The following is a 26,109-nucleotide window of genomic DNA, read 5'->3' on the forward strand; positions in this document are numbered from 1 at the left end:
GATCTTGGTGGCTTTGCTGGGGGTGAGCAGGGTGGTGGAGGTCAACCACCCTGCGGGTCCGGGGAATCCGAGTTTCTCGCGGGCCACTCGAGTGTCGATCTCGGCGACGAGGGCGATACGTCGGGCTTCCATCAACTGGATTCGGTGGGAGACATCAGCAGCGTCGGCGAGGAGTTCTGCCTCGCTCAGTTGCCAGATCTCCGTTGTCATGGGGGTAAGTGTATCGAACGTGCGTTCGACTGGCAATGATAGTCGAATCGAAAACTATTGCTGTGCATAAGGATTCGCGAATCGATACCTGTCGGTAGCCTGTGGTAGGAGCTATGGAGCCCGTTTCCTGATGGTGATCGCTGCAGCGATTCCAGTCCGAGCACGCGGTGACTATTTCGATTTTTTACGCGTAATCGACCAGCACCAACTCGTTCCCATCCGCCGCTGGCGTTACTTGGGTGTCTTCGTGGCGGTTCATCTGCCGCGCGGGCGGTCCACGACCATGCGGGGAGCGTCGCGCATGCAGATTCGCCCAACGTACGGCCATCGGACCGATGCGGCGTTTCGTCACCGAGCGCGACGCTCTCGAAGTTCGGAAATCCCCGGTGCAGGCATCCGGCGCGTCAGTACACCTCGCGCTGACGTTCCTGTTCCAACACCTGCTCGAGGTCGCTCAATCGGTTCATCGACGACACCTGACGCGCCGTGCGGTGATTGAGTGCCAACATCTCGCGGTGCTGGTGTACGAAGGCCCAGTAGCCGGCGGTGAAAGGGCAGGCGTCGTCGCCCAGTCGCTTTTTCGGGTTGAATTCGCACGGCTTGCAGTAGTCGGTCATGCGATTGAGGTACGCCCCGCCCGAGGCGTAGGGCTTGGTGGCGATCACTCCGCCGTCCGCGTGTTGACTCATGCCGATCACGTTCACCGGCATCACCCAGGCGAATCCGTCGACGAAAGCCGTTGCGAACCAGTCGGTCAAGGCTCGGGGGTCCCAAGCATGTTGCAGTGCAAAGTTTCCCAGAATCATCAGTCGAGGAATATGGTGCACCCAGCCGCGGTCGCGCACGCCGTCGACGGTGCTGGACAGGCATTTCGCCACCACGGCATCACCGTCCAACTCCGTCAGCCAACTCGGAAGGGGTTCATGCGCTTCGAGCTTGTTGCGCTCGAGGTACTCCGGCCCCAGATGCCAGTACAGGTGCCATACGTATTCGCGCCAGCCGAGGATCTGCCGAACGAAACCCTCGACGCTCGCCAGCGGGGTGCCGTCTCGGTGGGCGTCCTCGGCAGCATGCGCCACGTCCAGCGGTTGCAGCAGGCCAAGATTCAGCGGGACCGAGAGGAGCGAGTGCGACATCGTCCAGTCATCGGCCATCACCGCGTCCTCGTACTTGCCGAAGTCGTCCAAGCGGTAATTCACGAAGTGCGACAACGCCTCCGATGCCTCGGCCGCCGTCACCGCGAATACTCGTGGCCCGTCGACTCCGACGGTGTCGAGGTCCCAATCGTCGAGGTCGACGCGCACCTGCTCGTCGATGGCATCCTCGGTCGGCCACCACGGCTCTTCGACACCCAGGGTCAACCGACCCTTCGGGGGTGGCGACTGATTCTCGGCGTCGAGGTTCCATTTACCCGAGACGGGATCGGCACCGTCCATCAGCACGTCGAATCTCTTGCGCTGCTCCCGGTAGAACGTCTCCATCCGGAAGGTCCCACGCTCGGCCGCCCAGTCGGCGAACTCTGCCCGGGGAAGCGCGAACATCGGCGTCGGCAGAATCTCCGAGACCAGGCCCTCCTCGTGCAAGGCGGCGACGAACTTCTCCGCCGCGTGTGAGGTGGGCTCGAACACCACCACGGGTTTGCCGTACTCGGCCAACCCCTCGCGGTACGTCTCGGTCTGCAGATAGGTGACGCGATCACCCAGCTCGTCGGCGAGATGGCGCATCCCCGACAACACGAGGTGGAGCTTCTGTCGGTGGTATCGCCGACGTCGGAACACGCGCCGCGACTCGATCATCAGCACGTCTCGCTCGGCATGCTCGTCCACCGAGTGGAAGTGCGGGCCGAGCTGATCACCGAACAACCACAGAGCGTCCATTCTCGGAGTGTTCTCCCGCAGCGACGAAGGCAAACCAGCGTCCGGAGCATGGCCGGCTGGTGAACACTGGGGCCGACCCAGGCGCGCCTTACTTGACCACCGACCATCCATCGCATGGACTGACCCGATGCACGCTGAGTCTGCGCTTTCCAGAAGGACGTTTCTTCGCTCGTCGTCGGTGGCCGTCGCAGTGGCCGGAGTGGCCACGACCCTGCCTGCGACTGCCCACGCGCAGGGCAGCGACCGAGGCTTCTTGCACGGGGTGGCGTCGGGAGATCCGTTACCCGACGCGATCGTTCTCTGGACCCGCATCACCCCCACGCCCGACGCCACCCCGGGCTCCGGCGTCGGCCCGCAGGTGTCGGTGACGTGGCGGATTTCCCGTAGCGCGGACATGGGTGACGTCGTCTCCTCCGGCACCGTCTCGACCGGCCCCGATACCGATCACACCGTCAAGGTCGACGTCGACGGCCTCAGCGCGGACACCACGTACTTCTACGATTTCCGCACGAGCGACGCGGCATCGGCCGTCGGGACCACGCACACCGCACCGGCCAACAATGCCGACGTCGATGCGATGCGCTTCGGCGTCGTCTCGTGCTCCAACTGGGAGTCGGGCTACTTCGGTGCCTACCGGCATTTGGCCGCCAGGACGGACTTGGACGCCATCGTGCACCTCGGCGACTACATCTACGAGTACGAGACGGGCGGCTTCCCGGGGCGCGACGGCGTCGTGCGGCAGCATTCGCCCACGCACGAGATCGTCACGCTCGCCGATTACCGTCAGCGGCACGGTCAGTACAAGTCCGACCCGGATCTGCAGGCCGCGCACGTCGACGTCCCGTGGATCTGCACGTGGGACGACCACGAGTCGGCCAACGACGCGTACGACGGCGGCGCCGAGAACCACACTCCCGCCACCGAGGGCGATTGGTACACGCGCAAGGCCAATTCGGAGCAGGCCTACTACGAGTGGATGCCGGTACGCGCGGCAGGCACCGCGACCAACCGTCATCTGTACCGCAGGCTCCGGTTCGGCAACCTGCTCGAACTCTCGATGCTGGACCTACGGACCTACCGCTCGCAGCAGGTGTTGCCGTTCAACGGTCCCGAGGTCGATTCGCCGAACCGGACCATCACCGGTGCCGAGCAGATGCAGTGGCTCACCGACGGCATCGTCTCGTCGCCGACGCAATGGAAGATCGTCGGCAATCCGGTGATGATCACTCCGACATTGATCCCGCCGCTCGACCGCGACGCCGCCAGGGCGGTCACCTCGCTGCTCGGCATTCCCGAGGGCGGTCTGCCCTACAACGCCGATCCATGGGACGGCTACACCGCCGACCGCCGCAAGCTGCTCGGAGCGATCGTCGATGCAGGCGTCGACAACACGGTCTTCATCACCGGCGACATCCACTCGGCCTGGGCCTGCGAGGTACCTCTCGACGCGGCGCACTACGCAACGACGGAGCCTGCTGCCACCGAGCTGGTCGTCACCTCGGTGAGCTCGGCCAACATCGACGATTTGACGCACACTCCGCCGCACACGCTGGGTCGGGTCGCCGAGGAAGCATTCAAGGCGCTCAACCACCACGTGAAGTTCGTCGACCTCGACAGCCACGGGTTCGGCGTCTTCGAGGTCACCAAGACGGCGGCTCGGATGGACCACTGGTTCCTCACCGCCAAGGAGGATCCGCAGACCGCGGTGTACTGGGGAGCGGGCTTCACCGTCGACTCCGGCACTCAGCGCGTTCGGGCGGCAGCGCCACCACGGGGCTGACACGCCATACTGGACAGCGTGGCTGTACCGAAAATCGTCCTGTTCTACGTGTTCACTCCGCTGCCCGATCCCGAAGCGATCAGGCTGTGGCAACAGTCGCTGGCCGCGTCGAACAACCTGACCGGACGCATCCTGATCTCCGAACACGGCATCAACGCGACGGTGGGCGGTGACGTCGACGACGTCAAGAGGTACGTCCGCGGCACCCGCAGCTATCCGGCCTTCAAGGCGGCCGACATCAAGTGGTCCGACGGCCTCGGCAACGACTTCCCGCGGTTGTCCGTTCGAGTCCGGGACGAGATCGTCACGTTCGGAGCCCCCGGTGAACTGAAGGTCGACGCCGACGGCGTGGTCGGCGGTGGCACTCATCTGAGCCCGGAGCAGGTGCACGAGCTGGTCGATTCCCGCGGCGACGACGTCGTCTTCTTCGACGGCCGAAATGCGTTCGAGGCACAGATCGGAAAGTTCAAGAACGCGGTCGTCCCCGACGTCGAGACGACGAAGGACTTCGTCTCGCAGCTCGATTCCGGTGCGTACGACCATCTGAAGAAGTCCCCGGTGGTCACCTACTGCACCGGGGGAGTGCGGTGCGAGGTGCTGTCTTCGCTGATGGTGGCCCGTGGGTTCGAGGAGGTCTATCAGCTCGACGGCGGAATCGTCCGATACGCAGAGACTTTCGGTGACGACGCGCTCTGGGAGGGCTCGCTGTTCGTTTTCGACAAGCGGATGGCTCAGAACTTCTCCGACCACACCGCCGTCATCGGTCGGTGCAGTTCCTGCGGCAACCCGACGTCGCGGTACCAGGACTTCGACGGTGATGCCGGCCGTGGTTTGCGGTTGATCTGTCTCGATTGCGCCTGAGTGATGCTGCCTTTTCGGGACGGTCTCGCGCCTCTGAGACTGCTTCTACCGCATGGTGATCCGGCTACCACGATCGCCGAGTATCTGGAACGTGAGATGCCCGAGGACGACTGGCGGCGGGCCATGCTCGACGCCGAAGTGGTCGACGAGAAGAGCAGGCCCGTTTCCGTCGACACACGGTACCGCGCCGGCAGTCAGGTGTACTTCTATCGTGTTCCAGCGCAGGAGGTTCCGGTTCCGTTCGAGATCGGCATCCTGCACGAGGACGACGACCTGCTGGTGGTCGACAAGCCGCACTTCCTCGCCACCATCCCGCGTGGTCGGCACGTCACGCAAACCGCGACGGTGCGACTACGTAAGCAGTTCGACTGCCCCGACCTCACGCCCGCGCACCGACTCGATCGCGCCACCGCCGGGGTGCTGCTCTTCACCAAGACCAAGCATGCCCGACGGCCGTATCAGGAACTCTTCTCGACGCGGAACGTCGCCAAGGAATACGAGGCCGTCGCGGGATTCGATGCGGCGCTGCAGTTTCCGCGCATCGTACGGAGCCGAATCCTCAAGGAGCACGGGGTCATGACGGCGTACGAGGAGCCGGGGGAGCCGAACAGCGAGACGCGCATCGAACTCGTCGAAACGTTCGGTGATCGTGCCCGCTATCGACTGTTTCCCAAGACGGGAAAGACGCACCAGCTGCGGATTCACCTGTCCTCGTTGGGTATTCCTATCGAGAACGACCCTTACTATCCGGTGTTCACCTCGGTTCCTGCCGACGACTTCACCAGACCCTTGCAGCTCCTCGCCCGGGCACTGAACTTCACGGACCCCCTGACCGGTGAGGCCAGGCGCTTCGTCAGCGCCCGCGTACTCGAGGTCTGACGGGTTTCGAATCGTTCGTTCGGACGATTGTGACGATTCGGGCGCGCGATTAGCGTCGCGTTCGGAACGTGTTCGACGGAATCGAAGAGGAGAACAGCGTGAAGCGTCGTATTGCTGTCGTGTTGGGAGCCGCAGTCATCGCCGTAGCATCGCCTGCGGTCGCGGTAGCCGATACCGGAAGCGCCAGCACCGGTAGCTCGAGCGGAGCGATTTCGGATCTGTCTCGGTTGTGGGAGGCCTGCGCGCTGACCATCTTCACGGGACAGTGCACCGGAATCGTGGCCACGATTCCTCAGTACAACCTCCCCTGAACCGACAAACGCGCGCGCATTCGCCAGACGCTTGCGGAATGGGTAACCATTCCGTGAGCCTCCAGCAAACGCGCGCGCGTTTGCGTCCAGCCAGGCCCTACTTGGCCAACGACCGCGCCATTCCGCGTTCGATGGCGGCGACCAGCTGCGGGCGCAGTTCGGCGGCGGGGACGATGTGGTGCACCGATCCGACGTTCTGCGCGCGCTGGATGTTGTGGATGGCCTCGAATTCGGCTGCCACTTCACCCAGTTTGGCGTTGCGGGCGTTCGCTCGCACGGTGCCGAGCTCGACCCGTAGCGCCGAGCGGGTGGCGTCGTCCTCGGCTGCGTTCAGTCGTGCTTCGAGTTCCTTGACCTCGGAGTCGGCTGCGGTGCGGGCGTTGACGTCGCGGGTGAACACCACTGCTGCTGCCGGGGCACCACCGAGTACGGAGGCGAAGGAGCCCTCGACGGCGAGGACTTCCATGTTGTCGTTGAGCGCTCCGGAGAACACCACGAACGCTCCGCCGTGGTAGCGCGAGACCACACAGAACACGACCGGTCCGTCGAAGTTGACGATGGCACGGCCGATCTCGGCACCGTATTCGAGCTGGATGTTGCGCAGCGATTCCGGTGATCCGTCGAAGCCGGAGAGGTTGGCCAGCACCACGATCGGCCGGCTTCCGCTGGCGGCGTTGATGGCGCGTGCTGTCTTCTTCGACGAGTTCGGGAACAAGGTGCCCGAGGTCCACTGATCGGGGCCGTCGGAGGGGAACCAGCCCTTGCGGGGGATGGCCCGTGACTCGATACCGATGACGGACACCGGGATTCCGGCGAGGTGGGCGTCGAACACCACCGAGGTGTCGGCGTCGGCCATGTCGGCCCAACGCTCGAGCACCGAGTGGTCCTGGTCCACCACGGCGCGCATCACGGTGCGAATGTCGAACGGCTTCTTGCGGTCAGGGTTGGTGACCGAGGAGAAGATGTCGCCGACGGTGGTGAAGTCGCTCGACGGGTGCACGTGCGGGTAGGTGCGCACGTCGCGCTCGGTCGGGTCTGCGGTGGCTGCGCGGCGTGGGAAGCGTTCTCCCGGTGCGGCATACGCGTGGTCGTAGTGCGCGAACAGGATGTCGCACGCGGCCCGCAGGTTCGGTGCCCAGTACTGCGCCTGACCGTTGGGGCCCATGACGCGGTCGTAGCCGCCGATGCCGAAGTTGTCCTCGGCCGAGACGCCACCGGAGTAGTCCAGGGACTGCTTTCCGGTGAGCACCATCGCACTGTCGGGGGTCATCACCAGGATGCCCTTGGTGTGGGTGAGCATCGTGGCTTCGGCGTTCCAGTAGGGCTGCGCGCCGACGTTGATGCCTGCGACGACGATGTTGATCTCACCGCCGGCCTGAGTGAAGGTGATGATGCGACGCAGGCCGCGCGAGACCCAGTCCATGTTCTCGGTGCCCGATTCCATGGAAATCGTTGCACCGGAGGACAATGCGAACCACTCGACGGGCGCACCGAGTTGCTCGGCGAGGTCGATGGCCGCGACGATCCGCGAGCACTCGGCCTCGGCGACCGTGCCGAGTGCCTTGGTCGGGTCGCCGAACAGTGCGACGCGAGTGATGCCCTCGGGGTACTTGGCGGTCGGTGTGGTCGCGAGACCGACGATGACGCCTGCGGTGTTGCGGCCGTAGGGACGATCGACCGGTGCGAGTACGCCGTCGGCGTCGAAGTCGTACTCGGTGAACGTGCCACCGTTGCTGCTGAGCAACGGAATGAGCTCGTACGGGTACACGGTGCCGCGGGCCTGGGAGCGTTGCACCTTCTGGGTGTACTCGTCGAGTGGGCGCATCGGCTCGGTCGGCGGCGGGGTCACCTTGGCGACGATGCCTGCACCGGATCGGTACGACAGACGCAACGCGACCTCGCGCGGTGTTGCGCCGGGTGTTTCGGCCAGACGTGCGATGAGGGTGATCTCCTCGAGGCCTGCACCGATCGTCAGCGGCGCGATGTGCCGGGCGATGGTGGCGATGCGGTCGGCGGGCACGTTCAGTACCGGCCAGACGTAGAGCACGACGCGGTTGGCGTCGAGGCGTTTCTTGCCGCGTCCGGCCTGGGCCCGGCGGATTCCGTCGAGGCAGGCTGCGACGGTGCGTTCGATCTCGGGTACGGCGACGATGTTGCCGGCGTCGTCCAACTGTGTTGTGACACCGCGGATCTCGGCCAGGGCAACCAGTCGCTCGTCGGAGGGGTTGGCCTTCGACGTCAGGTGGAACAGGTACGTTCCGGCGCTGGCAGGCAGGCGAACGCCGTCGAAGTTCTTCAGTCGCCACAGGTCCAGTCGCTGACCGGTCAGCGGGTGCATGTCCCGGATGATCGTGTCCTCGGCGAGGGGCTCGGATCCCTCGACCGTGGTGCGGCGGTAGGTCATCTTTCGGGTCGCGGACCCGAAGGCGGTCACGGTGACGCGACGCCAGCGGCCGGTGCTCGGGTGCGCGGCCAGTGCAGCCTGGAGTTGTTCCGAGAGGGCGTCGCCGTCCGTCGGCGCGTCCGGCCAGGACAGGTAGAGGTCCACGGCCAGGTGCTCCGGTGACGGACCGGCGATGTCCTCGACCGCGTCGAGAGTGGCTGCGAGAGAATCGAAGTCGGTAGCGGTGGAGACGAGGTGCAGTCGCTCGCCGGAGAGCTCGAAGTTACCGGTGACGAAGTGCTTCCCGTCGCGGTCGAAGGCCTTGACGTCTTCGAGGGTGCGGATCTCGTAGTACTGGCGGGTGATCACCTCGAGCAGGGCTCCGGGATCGGTGATCCGTTGTGCGAGCAGCTCGATCAACGGCTCCGGGGTAGCGACGAGAGCGGCGACGCGCGCCGAGTAGTCGGCGGCGTCGGGGTTCTCGGCGAGGTACTGCAGACTGCCGCGGACTCCGTCGTAGATCTTCTCTCGTGCGGTGCGGATCTGCGGCTCGTCGAACAGTCGGAAGCGCAGGTTGCGGGCGACGTCGCCGATGACGGGGTAGCGGGCCTGGGTGGCACCGATGAGTCGTTCGAGTACCTCGGCCATGGCCGGAGTGGCGTCGGGTTGTTCCGAGCAGTCGCTGAGCCAGTGGCCGAGCAGGGCAGCGATGACCGGAACCTGGTTCTCCATGCGCTGCAGGGCGAGGAAGACGCGGTAGACGGCTTCTTCGAGCTCGGGTGTGCGGCCTTCGTCGATGGCGGCGTCGTAGTGCGCCAGGGCGCGAGTGAGCTTGCCCCGGAATGATTCCGGCAGTCCCTGCACGTCTGCGTCGAGCGACTGCATGAACGAGTGGAAGTGCTCGCGAGGGGAGTGGACGCGCTCGTCGTTGCTCTCTTCGTCCATCGTCGGTCGGTTGCGCGAGAGTTCGCAGATATCGGCGAATGTGTTGAGCAACGACAGTTCGGCACTCACCAGTTCCGAGTCGTTCCGCGGCACGTCGGCACGCAGAGTCTCGTAGGTGGACAACAGGTTTCGAGCGCGGGCTCCGCTGACGTCGAAACCGGTGATGAGGGCTGCGAGCTCGTCGAGGCGGTCCAGGGCGCGGCGCTGCGGCGAGCGCTGCGCGGCGTCGTCGATGCCGCGGAACTGCACGCGCGGTGCCTGCTCGGACACCTTCTGCTCACCGGCCTGATCGACGCGCAGCAGGGCTGCTCCGGCGTCGACCTGGCCGTTGACCGAGGCCAGTACCTCACGCACGGTGCCCGCGTACGGGGACCGGACGGCAGTTTCCATCTTCATCGATTCGAGGACGACGAGGGTCTGTCCCGCTTCGACCTCGTCTCCGACGGCGACCGGGACGGCCACGACGACGGCGGGGGCAGGCGCGCGGACCAACCCGGCCTCGTCCTGGGAGATCTGGTGGCTGATGCCGTCGACCTCGACGAGGAAGTGGGCGGCTCCGGCTACGGTGACGACCTGGTAGCGACGGTCGCCGATGACCAAACGGCTCTCGTAGGCGCCGAGGCGTTCGACGTCGACCTGCAACTCCCCGATGGCATCTCCGTCGATGCTGTAGCGGTGCGTGCCGGTCTGGCCTACTTCGATCTTGTAGGCCTGGCCCTGGTAGTTCAGTTCGACGGTGCGGCCGATGGCATGGGTGGCGCGCGGACGACCGCCGCGAGCGGAGTTGAGGAACGCGGTGCGCTCGCGGCCTTCCTCGGCGTCGTAGGCGTCGATGGCCGCGGCGATGATGGCGATGTCCGCGACGGCCGTCGGGCCCACCTGGGAGCCGGCCTCGGTGCGGTCGAGCCAGCCGGTGTCGGCGGAGGCGGAGATGACTTCCTCGCGGTCGAGCAGGCTCAGCAGGAAGGACTTGGTGGTGGTGCCGCCGTCGATGACGACGGTGGTCTCGCGTAGTGCGTTCCGCAACCGTGCGAGAGCTTCGCTGCGGTCGCGGCCCCAGGCGATCACCTTGGCGACCATCGAGTCGTAGTCGGGCGGGATCACGTCGCCCTGGGCGATACCGGTGTCGACGCGGATGCCGGTGCCGAGCGGGAACTTGAGCAGCTCGACTGTGCCGGGAGCCGGCGCGAAGCCGTTGTCGGCGTCCTCGGCGTTGAGGCGGGCCTCGACGGCGTGACCGAACTCGGTGGGGCACTCGCCGGGCAGTGCTTGACCGTCGGCGACGAGGATCTGCAGCTTCACCAGGTCGATGCCGGTGGTGTACTCGGTGATGGGGTGCTCGACCTGAAGTCGGGTGTTGACCTCGAGGAACGTGAAGATCTTCTGCTCGGGCTGGTACAGGTACTCGACGGTGCCTGCGCCCTGGTAGCCGGCGGCCTTGACGAGCTCGGCGGAGGCCGTGCGCAGCTGATCGGCCTGTTCCTGGGTCAGCAGCGGCGAGCTGGACTCCTCGATGACCTTCTGATTGCGACGCTGGATCGAGCAGTCGCGCACACCCGGAGCCCACACGTTGCCGTGGCTGTCGGCGATGACCTGTACCTCGACGTGGCGGGCATCGGTGACCAGACGCTCCAGGAACACGACCGGGTCGCCGAACGAGCGCTCGGCCTCGCCCTGGGTGCGCTCGAGGGAGAGTTCGAGTTCGTCCTCGTGGAAGACCTTGCGGATACCGCGGCCACCGCCGCCCGAGCGGGCCTTGATGATCAGCGGGTAGCCGATCGCCGCTGCGTGACGACGTGCGTCCGCGCGGGTCTCGACCGGTCCACCGGACCACGGTGCGACCGGGACGCCGACCTTTTCGGCGAGGATCTTGGCCTCGACCTTGTCGCCGAGCAGACGCATCGCGTCGGCGGACGGGCCGATGAAGGTGATGTTCAGTCGGGCGACGAGGTCCGCGAACGTCGGGTCCTCGGCGACGAAGCCCCACCCGACCCAGACTGCGTCGGCACCGGACTCCACCAGCGCCGCCTCGAGGACGCTGTAGTCGAGGTACGCCGAGCCGCTTGCAGGCTTACGCAGCGTGACGGCCTCGTCGGCCTGGCGGACGAACATGGCCCGCTTCTCCGCCTCGGTGTGCAGCGCTACGGTGCGGATGCCGTAATCGTGTTCGGCGTTGAGCTCTCGGACGGCTCGGATCAGCCGTACTGCTGCCTCGCCTCGGTTGACTACTGCAATCCGCTTGAACAACGTATCTCTCTTCGCTCGGTATGGGCGCACTTCGTCGGTGCACTCTCGATGGAACGTGGATTGGTGCTGGCATGTCCGTTTATGTGCCATCGGGTCGTTCCGCAGGCTCCACTCCTACGCTCATGCAGCACTCCGACCGACCTATTCTAACTGCAATGCGCCCCCGTGCATCGCCAACGACGTTCGGCGTGAGTGTGATTGATCACCAAGATCGGAATTATCCTCTGTGACAACCTATTTCGACTCCTTCCGGACGGTGCTACCGGGCAGTAACACTCTCGTACCCGCGAGTAGCGTTGGCGTAACAGCTAATTCGCTGTTCGGACACCTACGTTCCTACCGGCGAGTACATTACCGGTGGGTACAACTCGGCCGAGTCCCGTCGAGTGAGCCGATACGTCACGCATCCAGCCCTCGCTCGGCGTCTCCGTCGTCGGTGAACGGCAGCCGCAGCGCGTTGACCCACAGCCTCGTCGCGGTCTCGAGCAGGCCCTCGTAGTCCGCCGCGGACCGACCGCCGGCGGCGTCGACGACGAAGTGATTGAACGCCAGACGACTGATCATCGAAGAGAGGGCTCGGGAAGAGAGAAGGGGATCGAGTTCGGTGTCGGCAAGGCCTCGGTTCTGCAGGCTCTCGATGCTGCGAGCATTGCGTCTGACGAAGGCGTCGGCGCGCTCGCGACGTAGCCGGCGAAATTCGGGATCGATGTTCGAGACCTGCTCGAGCAGGGCCATCAGCTTCGCGTTGCGCTGGTACGCCTCGAAGTAGGCGCGATTGCTCGCTGCGATCACGGCTACCGGGTTTTCGTGGGGATCCACCCGTTCCGTTCCGGGGTGCAGCATGTCGTCCCTGGCCTGTTCGAGCACCGCGGCCAGGATTTCTTCTTTGCTGGTGAAGTACGTGTAGAAGGTTCCGGCGGAGCACCGAGCAGCGCGGGTGATGTCGATCAGTCGGGAGTCGAGGTATCCGCTCTCCTCGAAGACGCGTCGTGCGGCCGCCACGAGCGAGGATCGAGTTCGTAGCCCGCGTGGGGTGATCGGCAGCTCCCGATTCGGAAGGTCGCCATCGGACTCCGGCGCAGCAGGCATTCAGTCTTTATACGTCATTGTGCGCACGGTTCCGTGCGGATGAACCTGCGAATCTCACCCCGCTGCGGAACTCGCGTCATCGTGCGGATTCGAGCGGGCGCCGGGGGAGTGGATCGGGGTGTTCCGCTGTGGTGCATACGGCCACCGAAACTCGGTCTTTGTGACCGGGCACTAGAACGCATTCTGTGTGCTCAGCACGCGGTGAACAACTGCTTTCGAGCGGCTAGTGTGGCCGGGGTGCGCAAGCACTGTCCCTGAAATGGGACGACCATTCGAGTATTTGTGGGGAAACTGTGACGGCTGCAGCGGCTACCGGTCGTGAACACGACGACGAGCTCAAGAGCAGGGTGCAACGCCTGCTGCGCTTCCTTCGCGAGATCGTCGAGGCGAGATCGAACCCTGTGCTGCGATTCGACGATCACGTCCAGGTCGAGTGGGTGCATTCCGGTGACGTGCCCATGCAGCTCGATTCGCTGGCCAAGCAGGGTGGCGTGGTGCTCCGTGCGCCGCGCATCGCGGTCGACGAGCCGCCCGCACCTCCCGAACTGCTGTCGGGGTGGCTCGATCCTCAGATCGTCGCCGACAGCCGCTACCGCGAGCTGGAGCTGGCCGACGCGGCGTCGGTGACGTCCCGCCGTCGTGCCGAGGCGCAGGAATCCGATGCCGACTTCGACATCCGCAAGGCGTACGAGATCAAGAAGGCTTTCGAGGAGTACTCGCAGTCGTGGAAGGAGTGGGCGCAGGAGGACCGGGAGCGGCGTCCCCAGGCCGCGATCTACCAGGCCCTGCAGTTGATGATGCAAGAGCTCGCGTCTCGGCCCGAGTCGATCGAACTGGTGGTGGCGTCGGGGTTGCTGACGTCGAGCAACGTCGATCCGCAGCGCAGTGTGCGCACCCACCTGGTCACGCAGCCGGCCAACATCGAGCGGGACGTTCGTACCGGGGACCTGCTGGTACGTCTCGCGGCGAACACAACCCCGCGGCTCGAGGACGGGCAGCTGCTGACGGGCTCGAACGAATTCGATACCTCCGGATCGGTTGACCTGGCGCAGCAACTTCACGACTCGGTCACCTCGCCCGTCGGAGCCGGAATGGAGCAATTCCTCCGAAACTGGGCTGCGCGAGTTCCGCGGCACGAGATCGAGGTACTCGATCGGGTCGGACCGCCCGGAGCTCTCGCCTACATCGACGACGACCGAACACTGACCATCTCGCCTGCCCTCGTGCTCCGTACCCGCAACTCGTTTGCGTTGGTCGAGTACTACGAGCAGATGATCGCCGATCTCGAGTTCGCCGACTCCCCGGTACCGCTGGGTCTCGCGCAGCTCGTCGACGCCATCGAACCGGCCGATCGGTTGGCGTGGCTCGAGCGCACCGGAGCAGGTGAGTCGGCGGTACTGGCCGAGGATCCTCTGTTTCCGTTGCCGGCGAACGCGGAGCAGTCGCAGATCATCGAACGTCTCGGACGCGACAGCGGTGTCGTGGTCGAGGGGCCACCCGGTACGGGCAAGACCCACACCATCGCGAACCTGATGTCAGGTCTGCTGGCGCGCGGTCAGCGGGTTCTGGTCACTAGTGAAAAGTCACAAGCTTTGCGGGTGCTGCGTGACAAACTTCCGCCGGAGCTGCAGGAGCTCTGCGTGTCCATCACCGACCTCTCTCGTGGTGGTTCGGACGAGCTCAACCGCAGCGTCGCGAAGATAGCCGAACGCAAGACCTCGTTCGACGAGGCCAGCGAGGTGCAGAAGATCGAGGCACTGACGACGCAGCGTGCGGCGGCTCTCGCTCGGCGAGCCGAGCTGCTGGACCGCGTCAGCGCGCTCCGTGAGTCCGAAACTGTTGTGCACGAGTATGTTTCGGACGGATACGACGGCACGGTGTCGTCGATCGTGCGCAAGGTCAAAGCGGCCGAGAGCTCACACGAGTGGCTGCCGGGCCCGCTGCTGGCCGATCGGCCACCACTCGACGGTGCTCAGGTCGATCGCTTGCGCACGTTGATCGCTACCTCGGACGAGAATCGTGCACTGCGCTCCCGCCAGGTGCTGCCCCGCCCGGAGACGATGCTGCCGAATTCGGCCGAACTCGCGGCGCTCTGCCAGCGTGCAGGCGCGCAGATCGACACTGTCTCGCCCCAGGCCCAGTCCCTCATCACGCTGCTCGACGGCGTGCAGCCGGCGGTGTCCGCCGAGATCAGGCAACTGTGCGAAGAACTTGCCGCCCGAGTTCGAGCGGTGGTCGAACTCGACGATTCCTATTCACGCCTGACCGATTCGGTGCTGTCCGGCGAAGCCGCGCACCTGTGGTCCCGGGTCAGCGGACTGGACCTGATGGTGGAGACGGCAGCTGCGTCGGATCGCTACGTCGGTGCGCACGACGTGCAGTGTTCGTCGAGTTCGTCGGCGGCGCTGGCGGCGATGGATGCGCTGGCCGGAGCACTGGAGTCGGGTGTCGAATGGAAGCCGCGGTTCCGTCGCAGCGAGGAACAGAAAGCCGTCGAGGCTCTCGACATCGTGGCCACGGTCGACGGACAGCCCGCGACGACGGCGATGGCCGCGCGCCTGGTGGCCGAACACCTCCGCGCGCTGGACTCCGTGCAGAGCGCAGCGGTGCTACTGGCCGACCTTGCGATCGTCGTTCCGCTCGACGGAACGCGTTCGATTCGTGTGAACGACGTGGCGCGGATCGCCGATCGGCTCGGCCTGGTGGCTCAGGTGGTGTCCGCACGTGACGCCCTGGTGCACCGTCTCTACGCCATTTCCCCTGCGGCACCGTGGATTCGAAGCCTGGCCGAGGCTCACGAGGTTGCCGGAGCTGCCGACGCCATCGCCCAGCGAGCGGACATCGACGCCGCGCGTGCCGAACTCGAGGCCCTGCAGTTCTCGGTCGCCACTCGCATCGATGCCGGGCCGTCGCCCGAGGGCTCGACCCTGGTGAGTGCGTTGAGCACCGCCGATCCGGTGGAATTGGCTGCTGCCGTTGCCTCGTATTCGCAGGCATGTGCAGAGCAAGAAGATCAACTCCTGCTCGAATCGATGTCGGCGTCGTTGTCCGCGGTGGCACCCGCCCTGTTCGATCTGGTCGAGGACACCGCCGCCGATCTCGAATGGGACGAGCTCAGTTGGCAGATGTCGAAGGCCTGGGCGTGGCGTCGTGCTCGCGAGTGGGTCGGCGAGCAGCATCATGGCGGTCTCGAACAGCAACTCGAAGCGGAATTGGCCGCTGCCGATACCGATATCGCTTATCTCACTACCCGTCTCGCTGCCGCGAGTGCGTGGCGCAACAGTCTCGAGCGCATGACAGCCGTCGAGGTCCGTGCGTTGCAGACCTACCGCGAGCACATCTCCAGCATCGGATCCGGGGCCGGCAAGTACGCCGAAACCTACCGCAGTGCAGCACGATCGGCGATGCGCGAGGCGCAGAGCGCGGTGCCTGCTTGGGTCATGCCGCTCTCGCAGGTGCTGGCGTCGATTCCGCCGGTACCGGGTAGCTTCGACGTCGTCATCGTCGACGAGGCCAGCCAGGCCGACATCACCAGCCTCTTCCTGCTGTATCTCGCGCCTCGCGTGATCGTGGTGGGTGACGACCGGCAGTGCGCACCAGCCGACGTCATGCAGACCGGCACCCTCGAGGACGTGTTCGATCGGTTGGACGTCTACCTGCCCGATCTGCCCGAACACGTACGGGCGACTCTGACGCCGAGGTCGAGTCTGTTCTCCATGCTGCGCACCAGGTTCGGCCAGGTGGTGCGGTTACGCGAGCACTTCCGGTCGATGCCCGAGATCATCAATTGGTCGAGCCAGCAGTTCTACGGAGACTCACCGCTCGTTCCCGTGCGGCAGTTCGGGGCGGATCGGTTACCGCCGTTGCGGCACACGTACGTTCGCGGTGCAACGGTGACCGGAAAGAATGCGTCGCTCGTCAACCGCACCGAGGCCGTTGCGATCGCTCAACAGATCGCCGACTGCCTCGAGGATCCCTCGTACGACAACTTGACCTTCGGCGTCGTTGTGCTGCAAGGACAGTCGCAGGTCGACGAGATTCGCAACGAGTTGATCAAGCGCATCGGCATCGAACAGTGGGAGCAGCGGCGGCTGCGCGTCGGCACACCGCCGGACTTCCAGGGCGACGAACGTAACGTCGTGTTTCTCTCGATGGTGGTGGCACCCGACCAAAATTTCGCCACCCTCACCGCCAACCAGTACAAGCGGCGGTTCAACGTGGCGGCCTCGCGGGCACAGGATCAGTTGTGGCTCTTCCACTCGGTGACGGTCGACCGCCTCAAGCGAGCGGACCTGCGCAACTCGTTGCTGAGCTATGTCACCTCCGTTTCGCCCGCACCGGCCGACCCGATGCCGGTGAACGTCTCACGGGAGGTCCGGACGGCCCCCTTCGAGACGCTTCTCGAGCAGCAGCTGTGGAGCGACCTCGTCGAACGTGGATTTCACGTCAATCCCGGTGTGATGGTGAACAATCGGCGTCTGGGCCTCGTGGTCACCGGGGAATCCTCGCGGCTGGCGGTGGAGTGCGACGGCGACACCTTCCTGTCCACCTCGGCGCAGCGGTTGGCCGATCTGCAGCGTGAGCAGGAACTCAAGCGCTGCGGCTGGACGTTCTGGCGGGTACGTGAATCGGAGTACTACCTCGACCGCGATGCGGCGTTGGAAAGTCTCTGGGCAACGTTGGCGCAGCTGGGAATCAAGCCCAACAGCGTTGTGGTGGAGGGCGTTACGTCTTCCGGCGAAGCGTGGACGCCGGTGCCGCTCGAGGCCTCGCAGTTCGACGATTCCGGTGCCTTCGATACCTCGTCCACCGACGACTCTTCGGTGCACCATCGATCGGTGCTGTCACTGTGGAGCATGCCGCACATCGACATTCCGACCGAGGCCACTTCCGGAGATCGAGAAACATCGGCTCCGACGCCGACCAACGGCTCTCGAAGCCTCGATGGAACCGGAAAGACCAACGGGTCGGGAACCAACGGTGCTCACGCGACCAACGGATCCGGCGGGTCCGCCGCGTCCCGTGGCTCTGCACACCCGAACGGGTCTTCGACGTCGAGTCGATCGCCGATGACCAACGGATCCACGCAGCCCAAGCTCGAGAAGCAGGCACCCGCAGAGGCCGAACATACGGCCGACAACGGAGCGACATCACCTGCACGGGCAGGGGAGGAGGCTGCGGCTCGAGACGAGACCACGCCGAGCGTCGTGCCGCCCGAGTCCGGCACTACCGAGTCCGGCACTGCCGAGTCGAACGGGGCGGACGAAAGTCCGGTGGAGCCCGAGAAGACCGACGTCGAGACGAGCGTCGGTCTCGAAGAATCGGAGGACCAGAAGATCGCCGAGCACGAACTCCCGCTCAACGGACTCCGCGGCTACACCACGCGGCGTCGACCGTAGCGCCCGCCGATGACAGATCGCCAGACTCAGCAACCCGACCGGCCGGCCTCACCCTCTCGTTCGCGTCGCCGCCGGATAGTGGTGCCCACCGTCGTGTTCTCGGTCTGCGCGGTACTTTTCGCGCTACCGACGTGGACGGTTGTGTTCGCGGGCGCACAGTGGGGATCGGCTGTGCAGGTCGTCGGGACCTCGGTTGCGGTCGGCGCGTTCCTCGCGCTGCCCACGTCGATGTACCTGGGTCACCGGCCCGGTCCCGAGGGGCGAAGCAAAGATGCCTGGGCGCGCGTCGGAGATGTGCTGCTCGGTCTGGTCTGGATCGCATTCGTGTGGTCGGCGCTGTCGTTGCTGCTGCGGCTCGGCCTGTGGTTCGCCGGAGTCGACGACCCGGTGCGGTCGCGGATCGTGTCGGTTTCGACCGTGGGAATTGTGGTGGTCCTTGCCCTGTGGGGTCACTACGAGGCGATGCGCACACCGCGGGTTCGGCACACGACCGTGCGGATCGACCGGCTCGGCCCTCGATTCGACGGTCTGCGAGTAGTTCTGGTGACCGACACGCATTTCGGTCCGCTCGATCGGACAACGTGGTCGCACCGATTGACCGATGCGGTCAATGCACTCGAACCCGATGTGTTGGCCCATGTGGGAGACATCGCCGACGGTTCGGTCGGTCGGCGTCGACAGCAAGCGGCACCGCTCGAATCCATGCTCGCAACATCGGCGCGCGTGTACGTCACCGGCAATCACGAGTACTTCGGCGAGGCGCAGGAGTGGCTCGATCACATGGAGAGCATCGGGTGGAACTCTCTGCACAATCGGCACGTGGTGCTCCATCGCGGTGACGATGCCCTGATCATCGCCGGCGTCGACGACGCCACGGCGAAGGGTTCCGGTGCGCCAGGCCACGGTGCCGATCTTCCTCGAGCTCTCGCAGGTACCGATCCCTCGACGCCTGTGTTGTTGCTGGCCCATCAGCCCAAACAGATCGGCGACGCCGTCCTGGCGGGTGTCGATCTGCAGGTGTCCGGTCACACGCACGGCGGCCAGATCTGGCCGTTCTCGGCGTTAGTCCGCCTCGACCAGCCGGTCGTACACGGACTGAGCAGTCATGGCGACCGAACTCAGCTCTACACCAGCCGCGGATCGGGCTTCTGGGGTCCGCCGTTCCGGGTGTTCGCACCGAGTGAGATATCCGTTCTGACGTTGGTCGCCGGCTGAGGCAGCGACACCTGGCAGTATCGGTGACGTGAACAGAGCCGAAGACGTCGTTGTGGTCGCAACCGATCTCGACGGCACGCTGTTGCGTTCGGACCGAACGATTTCGGCGCGCACGGCCGACGCGATGGCCGGTGCCGACGCCGCCGGAATAAGGGTGGTGTGGGCGAGCGCACGGGCGCGTCACTCCATCGACGAACTCGCTGCGTCCTGTGGCTTCCGGGGGACGGCTATCGGGGCCAATGGGGCGGTGGTTCTCGATCTGGCCGACGGTACCCCGAACATCGTCGGTACCAGATCGGTACCGGCCGAGACGGTCGCGTCGGTCAAGTCGGTCGTGCGGTCTCTCGTACCCGGCGTGGCCTTCGCGACCGTCGGTGCCACTCGATTCGTGGCAGAGGCCGGGTATGCGGAACTGTGCGTGTTCGCCGACCATCATCGGCAACCCAACGAGATGGAACTCTCCGATCACGGCTTGTCGGTCGAGGTCGAGCCGACGGTCAAAATCGTTGCTCGGCACAGGGATACAAGCAGTGAGGCCCTGTACGAGCTCGTCGCTGCGGCCGGCCTGGCCGGGGTGGAGTTGACGCACTCGGGTGCGCCGTACATCGAGATGTCCGCTGCGGGAGTTTCGAAGGCAAGCGCGCTGCACGAGTTGTGTGAGCAGTGGGGTGTATCGGCGGATTCGGTTGCAGCAGTAGGAGATGCGCGCAACGATTTACCGATGCTCGCCTGGGCGGGCACGGCGTTGTGTCCGTCGAATGCCGCGGCACCGGTGCTTGCCGTCGCAGATCGAGTCCTCGGATGCAACGACGACGACGCGGTCGCACGCTACCTCGAAGAACTCACCGCACTCCGCGCCGAATTGTAACGTCCGGTCTGCTCGTTTCGACCCTGTGTGAAAGGCTGGCCCCATCATCGGCAGAAGGACACCATGAGCTATCCAGGTTCGGGGGACCCCTCGCAGCGCGCCTACGGGCAGTACGGCGCGCAGCCGAATCCGTCCGATCGAGTGATTCCACCGCCGGGGTATTCACCGGACACTGCCGACTCCGGGGCTTCCGATTCCCCGTCTCCGTCCGGTCGTCCCCTTCGCCCGCCGCGTGCCGCAGTGCAGCCCAATGTCGCAGCGCAGCCGCGTGCCGCAGTGCAGCCCAATGTCGCAGCGCAGCCTCGTGCCGCAGTGCAGCCCGATGTCGCAGCGCAGTCGGGAGGGCCCGGCGCAGTTCCCTTCCCGCCGGTGTTCGCGGGTGGTCCGCCGCAGTCGCCGCGCAATGGGAACGGCGGTCTCTGGATCGTCGTTGCCGTTCTGGTGGCGGTAGCACTGATTCTCGGTGGAGTGTTCGCCTGGTTGACGCTGCGCGACGACGCCAGTCCAGCCGTGGCGTCGGCGATTGCCGCACCGCCGTCGGTGGAGAGCGACGGCAGCGCTTCGGGCGCGGTGCCGGGCTCCTCCTCGACGGGTGGACAGGAATCGGGCGTGACGACTCTGCCGGCGGGTGCGCAGACCTGCCCAGCCACCGTTGCGTCGACCGGCGGCCTTCGGGGTTCGGCAGTGGGGTCGACGGCAACGTCGTGCCCGTTCGCCGAGGAAGTGCGGTTGGCCTACACGCGTGGCGGCTCGGATCGTAATTCCAGAACGGTGGTGGCCAGCAGTCCTGTCACCGGCAAGCGGTACGAGATGAACTGCGTGTCGTCCGCGCAGTTGGTGACGTGCACCGGTGGCGAGAACGCTGTTGTCTACCTCTTCTAGGTCGATGCACCGCGGCACCGGAAGCTTCTACGCGGTCGCTCTTTCGCTTGCACTGCTGGTCTCCGGTTGCACGATTGCCACGGACGACGGCACTGCGACGGATACGTCGGGGGTCTCCGCGTCGACGTCCCTGCCGATGCCCCGGTCGGACCGACCGACGTCGGACCCTGGAGTGTGGAGCACCGCAGTTCCGGTCGAACCGTTGTCTGTCGCCGATCTCGCTGAGGAGTTCGGCGTACTCGAATCCGCGGCAGGTGGCCCCATCGGCCTTGCTCTGGTTCCGGTCGGTGGCGGTCCGGCCACCGTGCTCGGAACGTGGACCTCCGGTGTCGCGTGGTCGACGGTCAAAGTACCGATGGCCGTCGCCGCTCTACGCAATGGCGGTGACGCGGTTCTGGCCGACGCCGCAGCGGCGATCGAAAGCTCCGACAACGCGGCGGCCGACGCGCTGTGGGGTTCGCTGGGTGATTCCGCTGCTGCGGGTGCCGCGGTCGAGTCGGTTCTGCGGCAAGGCGGTGACTCTGCCACGACGATTCGGAGGGAGCGGATCCGTCCCGAATTCAGTGCGTTCGGGCAGACCGAATGGTCTACGCAGGACCAGGCGACGTTCGCGGCCGGTTTGTCGTGCATTCCGGATGCCGGACCCGTGGTCGAGATGATGAACAATGTTGTGCCGGAGCAGCAATGGGGCCTGGGGCAGCTGTCCGACGCAGCGTTCAAAGGCGGCTGGGGGCCGCGCGTGGATGGTGGCTACGTCGTGCGACAAGTCGGTATCGTCACCACCGTTGCTGGACGTGTCGGTGTAGCGATTGCGGCGCAACCGGATTCGGGTTCGTTCACCGACGGAACCGCCATGCTCGACGCGGTCGGTGGCTGGCTGGAGTCGCGCAGTGATCGGCTTCCCGCGGGGCACTGCCTCTAGCGATTGTCGAGGCCCGGATCGGCGCAGGTAGCCTCTGGCGTGCCAGTGATTCGTCCGCCACCGAAAGGCCCATGCTGTGAACGACGCCCAGTCGCCGGAGCCGACCGAACCCACCACGATTGCCGAGTACTTGAACGCGCACGCGATACGGGTGTCCCCGCTCGACGGTGCCGCGGCGGCAGAGCTGGGCATCACCGTGCCGGTGCCTGCAGGCTGGCAGACGCTCGATCCGGCGCAGTTTCCCGGTGCCACCCAGGTGATCGTGGAACCGAATCTCGTGGAGAACGGATTCGCTCCCAATGCTGTGCTTCTCGTCGGTGCTCTCTCGCGCACGATCGATCCGGAAGCGTTGATGGCGTTGGGTTTCGGAGACGGGCGGGCGATGCCCGGCTGGGTGGAGCGCGAGGCGAGTACGGCGTCGTGGCTCGGTTGGCCGTCGCGATTCATTCGGGGTTCCTACGTCGCGCAACAACTCGAAGCAGCGGTGACGACTCGGTACGTGTTGGTGGGCGTCGATACCCAGTACCTGGTGCAGTTGACGGTAACGACGTTGGCATCTCAGCTCGACGCGTTGGCCTTCGACGTCACAGCGATCAACGACGGCTTGACGACCGACGGATCGTAGCCTCAGATCCATCGATTTCATTTATGGCAGTGGTAGGTAATTACGATTGTCCGACGGTGAACTCTTCGCTTGGCTGGTGAGGTACCAATCGAGCGAAGGGTGATGCGTCATGCGAGTACTGCTGATAGGTGGAGCGTCGGGAATCGGGCGGGCCGTTGCGGCCGAGATCGTCGACGGGGGAGGCGAGGTGATCCTCGCCGGTCGACGTCCGGATGTGCTGAACGACGCGGCCGCGGCGATGGGTCCAAGGGCAACCTCGGTGATCGTCGATCTGACCGACGAGGAATCGATCGCTGCAGCGGCCGCGGAGGTCGGATCGGTCGATCACGTGGTGAGTCTCGCGGCCGATCACGCGAACGGTTCGGTCGCCGACCTCGACGTCGCCGACATCCGAAAGGCGTTCGACACGAAAGTGATCGGGCCCATTGTGCTGGCCAAGCATTTCGCATCGAGTATTGCGAAGGGCGGCTCGCTACTGTTCTTCTCCGGGGTGGCCGCGTGGAAGCCGGCACCCGGTCTCTCGGTGATGGCGACGACCAACGGGGCCGTGGTGTTTCTCGTGGAGGCGCTCGCGGTCGAATTGGCTCCGATTCGGGTCAACGCGGTGTCGCCGGGCATCGTCGATTCCGGCGCGTGGGATTCGATGGGAGCAGGGAAGGACTCGTTCTTCGCCGAGACAGCGCGAGCCAATCCTGCGGGTCGGGTCGGCCGGCCGGACGACGTGGTGGCCGCGGTGTTCTTTGCGCTCACCAACACATTCGTCACCGGTACCACCGTGCACGTCGACGGCGGAGGACGGTTCGTCTGAGGCGGGTGTCGCTCGGGTTGTTGTTGCTGGTGGGGACGAGCTGACGCATGTCATCGCCGCGGGCCGGCTGGAATCCCGCGGCGGAGCAGGTCGGCGACGAACCGCTGAACCAAGGCGTCACTCGGCGATCCGACCATGGCGACCACGGTGCGACGTAGGTTCGGTTGTAGGGGCTTGACGACGCCATCGAATCGGTCAGGGAGAGCAGACGTCGGCACCAGCGCAATCCCCAAGCCTGCGCGGGCCAATTGCGCTGCGGTAGTGGCGCTTCGAGTACGCGTGCTGACCGTCGGGAAAATATCGCGCGCCGCGGCCTCGGCGTCTATCCACCCTCCGAGTCCATTCGACGGGTGGTAGTGGACCATCGGTCTTCCGCGGAGGTCGTTCCACGAGATGCTCGGCTCGTCGGTGAGGTCGAGTCCTTCGGGTATCACCGCGACGATGTCCTCGGTGCCGATCTCGGTGACCTGCCCGGTGAATCGATCCGACGCTGGGCCGACGGCCAGGTCGGACGCGCCGGTGGCCACGGAGTCGGCCATGGCGTCGGCGCTGCTGTGTTCGGAAAGCTCCACGTCGACGTTGCGATACTTGCGGGCCCACGTGCGCACGATCGGAGCGACCACGGGGACTGTCATCGTTTCCACACAGGCCAGCCGCAGTCGTCCGCGAGAACCGTCGGCCACGGCTCGTCCGGTGTCGACCACCCGATCGGCCGCTGCCAGTGCGGCTTCGGCGTCGGCGAGTATTGCCAACCCGGTCGGGGTGGGACGAACACCGCGAGGTAGTCGCTCGAGAAGGGATGTGCCGATCTCGGTTTCCAACGCGGCCAACTGATGCGACAGGGCGGGTTGCGAAAGGTGCAGGCGCACCGACGCGGCGGTGACCGAGCCGCACTCGACGACGGCAACGAAGCATTCGAGGGCACGCAAGGTCGGCACGGTTCGAGGGTAGGTGACGGCCGTGTGCTCACCGCACGGGTCGGATCGCCTCACGGGGTCCGACGCCTGTGTCCGACGCATCGATCCGGCTAAGGTCGATCGCATGTCGATCAGAACCGGCCGCGTCCGGCACTTGTCGGTGGTCCCGGATCTCCCCGATCCCGGGGAGCTATCGGACGGCGGTACGACACAGGTTACGGGGCGAAGCCTGGTCAGCCTGGTGCTCGGAGTGACCATCGATCACACGCGACCGGAGATTTGGCGTCGGGTGCGGGTGCGCTCGGACTTGCTGCTGTCCGAACTGCACTCGGTGTTGCAGTGCGTGCTGGGTTGGGAAGACCGGCACATGCACGCCTTCAGCATCGGAACCGTCGGTGCGATGCGTCGCTTCGAGATGGCCGAGACACTCGATCACGAACCGGATGACGAGGCAGTGAGCGAAGAGCGGGTTCGGCTCGACGAGGTGCTCACGGTGCGCGGATCCGTGCTGATCTACGAGTACGACTTCGGTGACGGATGGACACACACCATCGTTCTGGAGCAGATAGATTCGGACATCGACGACCTGCGATCGGTCTGCCTCGATGGAGCTCGCGCGTGCCCGCCCGAGGATTGCGGCGGGCCGTCGCATTATGCGCAGGATCTCGACATCGCTGCCGATCCAGCCGATCCCGAATTTCCCCGCCTGCTCGAGAGGTGGGGTCCGGCATTCAACCCCTACCGGTTCGACGTCGGTGCGGTCAACAAGAAGTTGCACGCGCTCGACACGGGACGCTCGGTTCTCGCCGAGGCGGTGGCGACGGCACCCGCTATCGGCAGACTCTTCGATCGCGTGCGTCCCACGGAAGTGCCGTCCTTGATGGCGCTGTTACCCCGATGCGAACTCACCATCGAGAGTTCGGTGGATCTTCCGGTGGCCGAGATCGCGATGGCCAAGTTGGTGTGGTTCCTCGCCCGGATCGGCGACGACGGAGTTGTCCTGACAGATGCCGGCTATCTCAAGCCCGCACTCATCGCGGCGATCCGCGAAGAGCTCGATTGGGGTCTTGGATGGGTAGGAACGAGCAACCGCGAGATCGACCACCATCAGGTGACCGACCTTCGCGAAGCCGTGCGACACCTCGGATTGACGCGGGTATCCAAGGGGCGACTGATGCGCACGAAGCTAGGGGCGAGCTTGGCCGGCGACCCAGTCGGGCTGTGGCGACATGCAGCCTCGCGACTTCCGTTGGGTAAGGAGACGTACGAGACCGACGCCGCGACGCTCTTCCTGATCTCGCTCGCTGCATCTGCCTCCTCCACCCATCGCAACGAAATGCTGATCGAGACCGTGGCCGAGCTGGGTTGGGCAAGTGAGGATTCCGGTGTGTTCGACGCGCAGTTCGCGGCGCAGGCCACAGTGAGCTTCCTCGACCTCATCGGTGCCCACGGTCCGCAGTTCTACTTCCGGCAGGGTGTATCGGACTCGCCGAGCTGGTCGCGGCGATTCGCGCGCGACGCCTTGCTCTCCTGATTCGTGCGTCCAACGGGGTCGATCTTGCTGTGGACACTCCTGACCTGCCGATTTGCGTTGGTGGGGTTGGTGGCGTAACTTTTGTCGAGTCAGCGCGACGGACACCGACCCGGTCTTCACGGACAGGGTGAACGAGGTTGGACGTGTGGCTCGGCAGGTTTTATCCCCCAAGAGTCGGGCCTTGTGTCCGAGACCAAGCTGGGATAGGCTGGAACAGTTGCCCTTGAGGCCTTCGGACTGTGTGTTCGGGGGGTTCGAGTGTGTGCGTGTTCTTTGAGAACTCAACAGTGTGTCGATGAATGTCAGTGCCGAATTTTTGTTTGGTGAAAGCATTCGATGTATCAGCCATCCGCTTGT

The 26,109-nt window shown here is 65.3% G+C and carries 16 protein-coding genes and 1 pseudogene; 12 read left to right on the top strand and 5 right to left on the bottom strand.

Annotation, left to right across the window (positions count from 1 at the left end; translation table 11 throughout):
- Together CH294_RS17030 and CH294_RS17035 are read right to left on the bottom strand one after the other, a co-directional pair.
- Positions 1-210 (bottom strand): annotated as a pseudogene (locus tag CH294_RS17030) (HNH endonuclease); the annotation flags it as partial.
- Between the two features lie 404 nt (positions 211-614).
- Positions 615-2,087 carry a cryptochrome/photolyase family protein gene (locus CH294_RS17035; RefSeq protein WP_094738613.1) on the bottom strand — a complete coding sequence of 491 codons (1,473 nt, stop codon included), beginning with the start codon at positions 2,085-2,087 and terminating at the stop codon, positions 615-617.
- A gap of 127 nt (positions 2,088-2,214) precedes the next feature.
- On the opposite strand from CH294_RS17035, the gene CH294_RS17040 reads away from it, so the two are divergent.
- The 4 genes from CH294_RS17040 (at position 2,215) to CH294_RS17055 (ending at position 5,918) form a co-directional block, all read left to right on the top strand.
- Positions 2,215-3,867 (top strand): alkaline phosphatase D family protein, encoded by a 1,653-nt coding sequence (locus tag CH294_RS17040; protein ID WP_094738614.1) that lies wholly within the window; start codon positions 2,215-2,217, stop codon positions 3,865-3,867.
- Positions 3,868-3,885: 18 nt separating this feature from the next.
- Positions 3,886-4,728: a rhodanese-related sulfurtransferase gene (locus tag CH294_RS17045; protein ID WP_037153401.1), complete on the top strand. Its 843-nt coding sequence runs from the start codon at positions 3,886-3,888 to the stop codon at positions 4,726-4,728.
- 3 nt (positions 4,729-4,731) lie between these two features.
- Positions 4,732-5,607, top strand: a complete 876-nt coding sequence (locus CH294_RS17050; protein WP_032403878.1) for a pseudouridine synthase — start codon at positions 4,732-4,734, stop codon at positions 5,605-5,607.
- A 98-nt stretch (positions 5,608-5,705) separates the two neighbouring features.
- The gene (locus CH294_RS17055; protein ID WP_141215851.1) at positions 5,706-5,918 is read left to right on the top strand and encodes a hypothetical protein; all 213 of its coding nucleotides are present in this window, start codon (positions 5,706-5,708) and stop codon (positions 5,916-5,918) included.
- Positions 5,919-6,015: 97 nt separating this feature from the next.
- Here CH294_RS17055 and CH294_RS17060 read toward each other — a convergent pair whose 3' ends face one another.
- Complete coding sequence (locus CH294_RS17060; protein WP_032403857.1) at positions 6,016-11,493, bottom strand: carboxyl transferase domain-containing protein; 5,478 nt, start codon at positions 11,491-11,493, stop codon at positions 6,016-6,018.
- Positions 11,494-11,892: 399 nt separating this feature from the next.
- On the bottom strand, positions 11,893-12,582 hold the full coding sequence (locus tag CH294_RS17065) for a TetR/AcrR family transcriptional regulator (RefSeq protein ID WP_094738615.1): 690 nt from the start codon (positions 12,580-12,582) through the stop codon (positions 11,893-11,895).
- Positions 12,583-12,875: 293 nt separating this feature from the next.
- On the opposite strand from CH294_RS17065, the gene CH294_RS17070 reads away from it, so the two are divergent.
- The 7 genes from CH294_RS17070 (at position 12,876) to CH294_RS17100 (ending at position 23,301) form a co-directional block, all read left to right on the top strand.
- A complete protein-coding gene (locus CH294_RS17070) occupies positions 12,876-17,981 on the top strand; it encodes an AAA domain-containing protein (protein WP_094738616.1) in 5,106 nt (1,701 codons plus the stop codon).
- A gap of 9 nt (positions 17,982-17,990) precedes the next feature.
- Positions 17,991-19,196 carry a metallophosphoesterase gene (locus CH294_RS17075; protein ID WP_094738617.1) on the top strand — a complete coding sequence of 402 codons (1,206 nt, stop codon included), beginning with the start codon at positions 17,991-17,993 and terminating at the stop codon, positions 19,194-19,196.
- A 28-nt stretch (positions 19,197-19,224) separates the two neighbouring features.
- On the top strand, positions 19,225-20,064 hold the full coding sequence (locus CH294_RS17080; RefSeq protein ID WP_094738618.1) for an HAD-IIB family hydrolase: 840 nt from the start codon (positions 19,225-19,227) through the stop codon (positions 20,062-20,064).
- Positions 20,065-20,127: 63 nt separating this feature from the next.
- Complete coding sequence (locus tag CH294_RS17085) at positions 20,128-20,946, top strand: hypothetical protein (protein WP_094738619.1); 819 nt, start codon at positions 20,128-20,130, stop codon at positions 20,944-20,946.
- 4 nt (positions 20,947-20,950) lie between these two features.
- Positions 20,951-21,868: a hypothetical protein gene (locus CH294_RS17090; protein ID WP_094738620.1), complete on the top strand. Its 918-nt coding sequence runs from the start codon at positions 20,951-20,953 to the stop codon at positions 21,866-21,868.
- 76 nt (positions 21,869-21,944) lie between these two features.
- Positions 21,945-22,493, top strand: a complete 549-nt coding sequence (locus tag CH294_RS17095) for an LpqN/LpqT family lipoprotein (protein ID WP_094609717.1) — start codon at positions 21,945-21,947, stop codon at positions 22,491-22,493.
- A gap of 109 nt (positions 22,494-22,602) precedes the next feature.
- Positions 22,603-23,301 (top strand): SDR family oxidoreductase, encoded by a 699-nt coding sequence (locus CH294_RS17100; RefSeq protein WP_094738621.1) that lies wholly within the window; start codon positions 22,603-22,605, stop codon positions 23,299-23,301.
- 50 nt (positions 23,302-23,351) lie between these two features.
- On the opposite strand, the gene CH294_RS17105 is transcribed toward CH294_RS17100, so the two are convergent.
- The gene (locus CH294_RS17105) at positions 23,352-24,239 is read right to left on the bottom strand and encodes a LysR family transcriptional regulator (RefSeq protein ID WP_094738623.1); all 888 of its coding nucleotides are present in this window, start codon (positions 24,237-24,239) and stop codon (positions 23,352-23,354) included.
- 103 nt (positions 24,240-24,342) lie between these two features.
- Here CH294_RS17105 and CH294_RS17110 point away from each other — a divergent pair, with 103 nt between their 5' ends.
- Positions 24,343-25,752: a plasmid pRiA4b ORF-3 family protein gene (locus tag CH294_RS17110; protein ID WP_094738622.1), complete on the top strand. Its 1,410-nt coding sequence runs from the start codon at positions 24,343-24,345 to the stop codon at positions 25,750-25,752.
- Positions 25,753-26,109: the final 357 nt, after the last annotated feature.

It is taken from the genome of Rhodococcus sp. 14-2483-1-1 (assembly GCF_002259335.1).
Taxonomy (GTDB): Bacteria; Actinomycetota; Actinomycetes; order Mycobacteriales; family Mycobacteriaceae; genus Rhodococcoides.

Excerpts from the sequence above, each read along its gene's own strand:
- CH294_RS17085 (WP_094738619.1), top strand. The coding sequence starts at position 20,128 with ATGAGCTATCCAGGTTCGGGGGACCCCTCGCAGCGCGCCTACGGGCAG.
- CH294_RS17065 (WP_094738615.1), bottom strand. The coding sequence starts at position 12,582 with ATGCCTGCTGCGCCGGAGTCCGATGGCGACCTTCCGAATCGGGAGCTG.
- CH294_RS17090 (WP_094738620.1), top strand. The coding sequence starts at position 20,951 with ATGCACCGCGGCACCGGAAGCTTCTACGCGGTCGCTCTTTCGCTTGCA.
- CH294_RS17110 (WP_094738622.1), top strand. The coding sequence starts at position 24,343 with ATGTCGATCAGAACCGGCCGCGTCCGGCACTTGTCGGTGGTCCCGGAT.
- CH294_RS17040 (WP_094738614.1), top strand. The coding sequence starts at position 2,215 with ATGCACGCTGAGTCTGCGCTTTCCAGAAGGACGTTTCTTCGCTCGTCG.
- CH294_RS17100 (WP_094738621.1), top strand. The coding sequence starts at position 22,603 with ATGCGAGTACTGCTGATAGGTGGAGCGTCGGGAATCGGGCGGGCCGTT.
- CH294_RS17050 (WP_032403878.1), top strand. The coding sequence starts at position 4,732 with ATGCTGCCTTTTCGGGACGGTCTCGCGCCTCTGAGACTGCTTCTACCG.
- CH294_RS17035 (WP_094738613.1), bottom strand. The coding sequence starts at position 2,087 with ATGGACGCTCTGTGGTTGTTCGGTGATCAGCTCGGCCCGCACTTCCAC.
- CH294_RS17075 (WP_094738617.1), top strand. The coding sequence starts at position 17,991 with ATGACAGATCGCCAGACTCAGCAACCCGACCGGCCGGCCTCACCCTCT.